Consider the following 3,389-nt stretch of genomic DNA (forward strand, 5'->3'; position numbering starts at 1 on the left):
CGGGTCCTCGATGGAGACGATCGGGTAGGCGCCGACCAGCTCCGCGTAGTAGTCGCTGAGCTCCTCGGCGGTGGCCCCGAGCCCGGGGAGCACGGCCAGGCCACGGTCGCCGGGCACGCCGAAGCTGGCCTCGGCGAACAGCGCCAGCAGCGCACCCTGCCCGGTGACTCCCCGTTCGGCGGCGGCCCGGGCGCCCGCCGTGGTGCGTGCCTCCACCGGATGGCCGCCGTTGAACGCTGCCACCGCGAGGGAGGCCGCGACCCGGACCGCTGCCTCGAACGACTCCTCCGTATACGGCGCGGCGCTGGTGTCGAGCAGCACCAGCATCCGGGGCTCGTGCGGGACCACGTTGTGCCGGATCATGAGGGTGCCGGTGCGGGCCGTCGACGGCCAGTGGATGAGCCGCAGATCGTCGCCGCGGACGTACTCCCGCAGACTGTGGAACGCCACCCCGCCGCCGGGTGCCACCGCGGACGTCCGCCCGTCCAGCTCCGGGGACCGCCCGGTGGGCAGCGGCGCCATCGGATGCAGCGTCGGGTACACCCACATCCGCGTCGTCGACGGGTACGACTGCCCGGTGCGGAACAGGCCGAGCGGGTCGCTGTGCCCCACGGTCAGCGGACCGATCGGGTGGACGCCTCGGCGGGCCGTCGGCAGCGGATACTCGACCTGCCCGGTGGCACCCGCCGCAAGACTCGGCAACGTCACCGTCACCCGCTCACCGGCGACCGTCTCGACGGCGACGAACGGCGGGCAGCGCCGCCGACCGATGTTCGTGACCGTCAGCACCCCGCGGGCCGGGCTGTCCTGCGCGACCCGGGCCGGCTCCACCCGGCGAACCACCTGCAACCGCGGCCGGGCAGGCATCCACAGCGCCCCGCCGACGAGCACCACCACGCCGGTCCCCCCAAGCCCGAGCAGCTCGGGGTAGTGCAGCAACGGCCAGCTCGCCAGCAGCAGCACGGTGGCGACAAACGCCCCCCAACCCGACCGGGAGATCATCTACCGTGGGCGGCGAAGGGGTCCGGGACCCGTACCGACGCGGCGATCCGAGCCACCACATCGGCGCTGGCCAATCCGTCCAGCGCCGCTTCCGGCCGCATGATCACCCGGTGGCCGAGGACCGCGGGCACGAGCGCCTTGACGTCGTCGGGAGTGACGAACGGACGTCCCGCCGACACCGCCCAGGCCTGCGCGGCGCGGGCGAGGGCGAGCCCACCGCGGGGGCTCACCCCGAGTCGGATCTGATCCGGATGCCGCCGAGTGTCCGCGACGATCATGACAATGTAGTCGAACACCTCGGCGGCGATGTGCACCCCGCGGGCGAGCTCGGTCATGCGCAGCAGGTCCTCGCCGGTGAGGACGGGCGCCAGGTCCTCGGGCTCGGCGCCGCGCGTGCCCGCACTGAGGATCTCGACCTCCGCGGCATGATCCGGATACCCGACGGTGGAGCGCATCATGAACCGGTCGATCTGTGCCTCGGGTAACTCGTAGGTCCCGCCGTGCTCCACCGGGTTCTGCGTCGCGACGACCATGAACGGCCGTGGGACCAGGTAGGACATCGAGTCGACGGTGACGCGTCGCTCCTCCATCACCTCCAGCAGCGCGGACTGAGTCTTCGGCGAAGCGCGGTTGATCTCGTCGATGAGCACGACGTTCGCGAACACCGGCCCGTGGTGGAACTCGAACGTCCGGGTCCCAGCATCCCAGATCCGCACCCCGGTGACGTCGGACGGGAGCAGGTCCGCGGTGAACTGCACCCGCCGGACCACTCCGCTCACCGAGTGCGCGATCGCCTTTGCCAGCGAGGTCTTGCCAACGCCGGGAACGTCGTCCAGCAGCAGGTGGCCCTCAGCATACATGCAGGTCAAAGCCCGCTTGACCACCGCGGGATTGCCCTTGAAGAATCCGGAGATGTTTGCGGCGAGCTGCTGATGCCGCCGCGAGAACCAATCGGCGTCTGCCGCTGTCGTTTCCACAGGTCTCCTGCTGCGTCGAGCTGTTGTGTCCGCAACGCCACGTCAGCTACGGCCGGAATCCGGTTTGCTCCCACCGGGCAGACCGATCATCGGCCACCGACGCTGATACCCAGGAAGACCGTTCACCACGCACCCCCATCGTGGACGACGCGCGCAAGATTACACGAGACTTCCCCGCCGGCGACGCGCCTTCGGTTGTTCGGCTCCCACATCGCTCACCCGCAGATTCTCCGGACGGCGTGGGTGGCGACCCTGGTGGGGCAGGTGTTGGTGTGGCAGCGCTGGACCCGGATGCAGCCGGCCGCCGTCATCATCGCCCGCGTGTGGCGGGCCACATGGGCGACCATCTGGCCCTCGTCCAGATCGCCGGCGATCCGGGGCACTCGGCAACCTGGTCCCGCCCGGTCCCGTCACCGTCACCGTCACCGTTACCGTCGCCGTGTTCTGCCCGGCGCGCCTGTCCGAGCCCGTCTTCGGCGATGGCCTCTCCTGTCAGTTTCCGACCGGGCACGACGGCCGCCACGACTGCGGCCCACATGCACGGCCGCACCGACAAGATTGCCAACAATATCGGCTATATCCTGGCTCCGCGGATAAACCTGGACAGATGCTGCCTGGCTGACATATCCGGCGCCGGGCGGTCGGCCGTCACAGCCGCATCGGGTCGGAACAATTCCGATGCTGCCGCGGACGGTCGAGTCAGCCGGCGCGCCGCATCACAAGGAGCGGGCCGACGCGGCCACGGCAGCCGGGCCTCTCCAGACTCGCCGCGGAGGTCCCCGTCGTGGTTCGAGGCCGTGATTCCCATGGTGCAGGTCCGGACCAACGCTCGGGGCCGGTCGCGGACGATTCGGCTGCCACGGCCGCCGTATCTGGGTGAGGGCGAAGAAACCCGGCCCGCCGACGGACCCGGAAGCGGGGCGCGGACCTGCGGTGATGCCCGACGTGGCCGGACGGTTCGGATCACGTGCCCGATCGCGCCGGACCGGCGGACGACGCTGACGCTGGGGCGGTGAGATCGTAGACGGTCTCGCCGCCGATCGTCGTCGCCTTGTAGTGCTGCTGGACCCAGGTGCTGATCGTGCCGCCCGGCCCGCCGGACCGGCCGCCGAACCCGCGGGCGCCACCGGTTCGGCTCGCGCCGATGAAGTAGTGCACCCGGCCCGCGTGGACGTCGTTCTCGAACTGGGTCAGGGTCGGCGCCGGGTCGCGTCCGGTGAAGCCGCCGATGGCCATCACCGACGTGTCCGAGGCGAGTTCGAGGCCGGCCGCGGCCGAGGACCCCTGGACCGCGGCAGCCCACCGGTAGCCGTGGCTGGCCTTCAACAGCGACGCCAGCTGGGCGTTCGTGGCGCCGCCGCCGAACCCGCCGAACCCGCCGCTGCGGCGGCCGGCACGTCGGGTCGCGGC

At 71.3% G+C, this 3,389-nt stretch carries 3 protein-coding genes and 1 pseudogene; all 4 read right to left on the bottom strand.

From position 1 onward, the window contains the following. The coding region (locus ND748_RS28525) for a DUF58 domain-containing protein (RefSeq protein ID WP_251749284.1) at positions 1 to 1,002 on the bottom strand (1,002 nt) is incomplete at its 3' end. Next, positions 999 to 1,979 (bottom strand): MoxR family ATPase, encoded by a 981-nt coding sequence (locus tag ND748_RS28530; RefSeq protein WP_251749285.1) that lies wholly within the window; start codon positions 1,977 to 1,979, stop codon positions 999 to 1,001. The genes ND748_RS28525 and ND748_RS28530, both read right to left, overlap by 4 nt. Before the next feature lie 215 nt (positions 1,980 to 2,194). Next, the gene (locus ND748_RS28535; RefSeq protein WP_251749286.1) at positions 2,195 to 2,362 is read right to left on the bottom strand and encodes a glutamate synthase-related protein; all 168 of its coding nucleotides are present in this window, start codon (positions 2,360 to 2,362) and stop codon (positions 2,195 to 2,197) included. Positions 2,363 to 2,942: 580 nt separating this feature from the next. Next, a pseudogene (locus ND748_RS28540) lies at positions 2,943 to 3,389 on the bottom strand (glycosyl transferase); the annotation flags it as partial.

This window comes from Frankia sp. AiPs1, assembly GCF_023716945.1.
Taxonomy (GTDB): Bacteria; Actinomycetota; Actinomycetes; order Frankiales; family Frankiaceae; genus Frankia.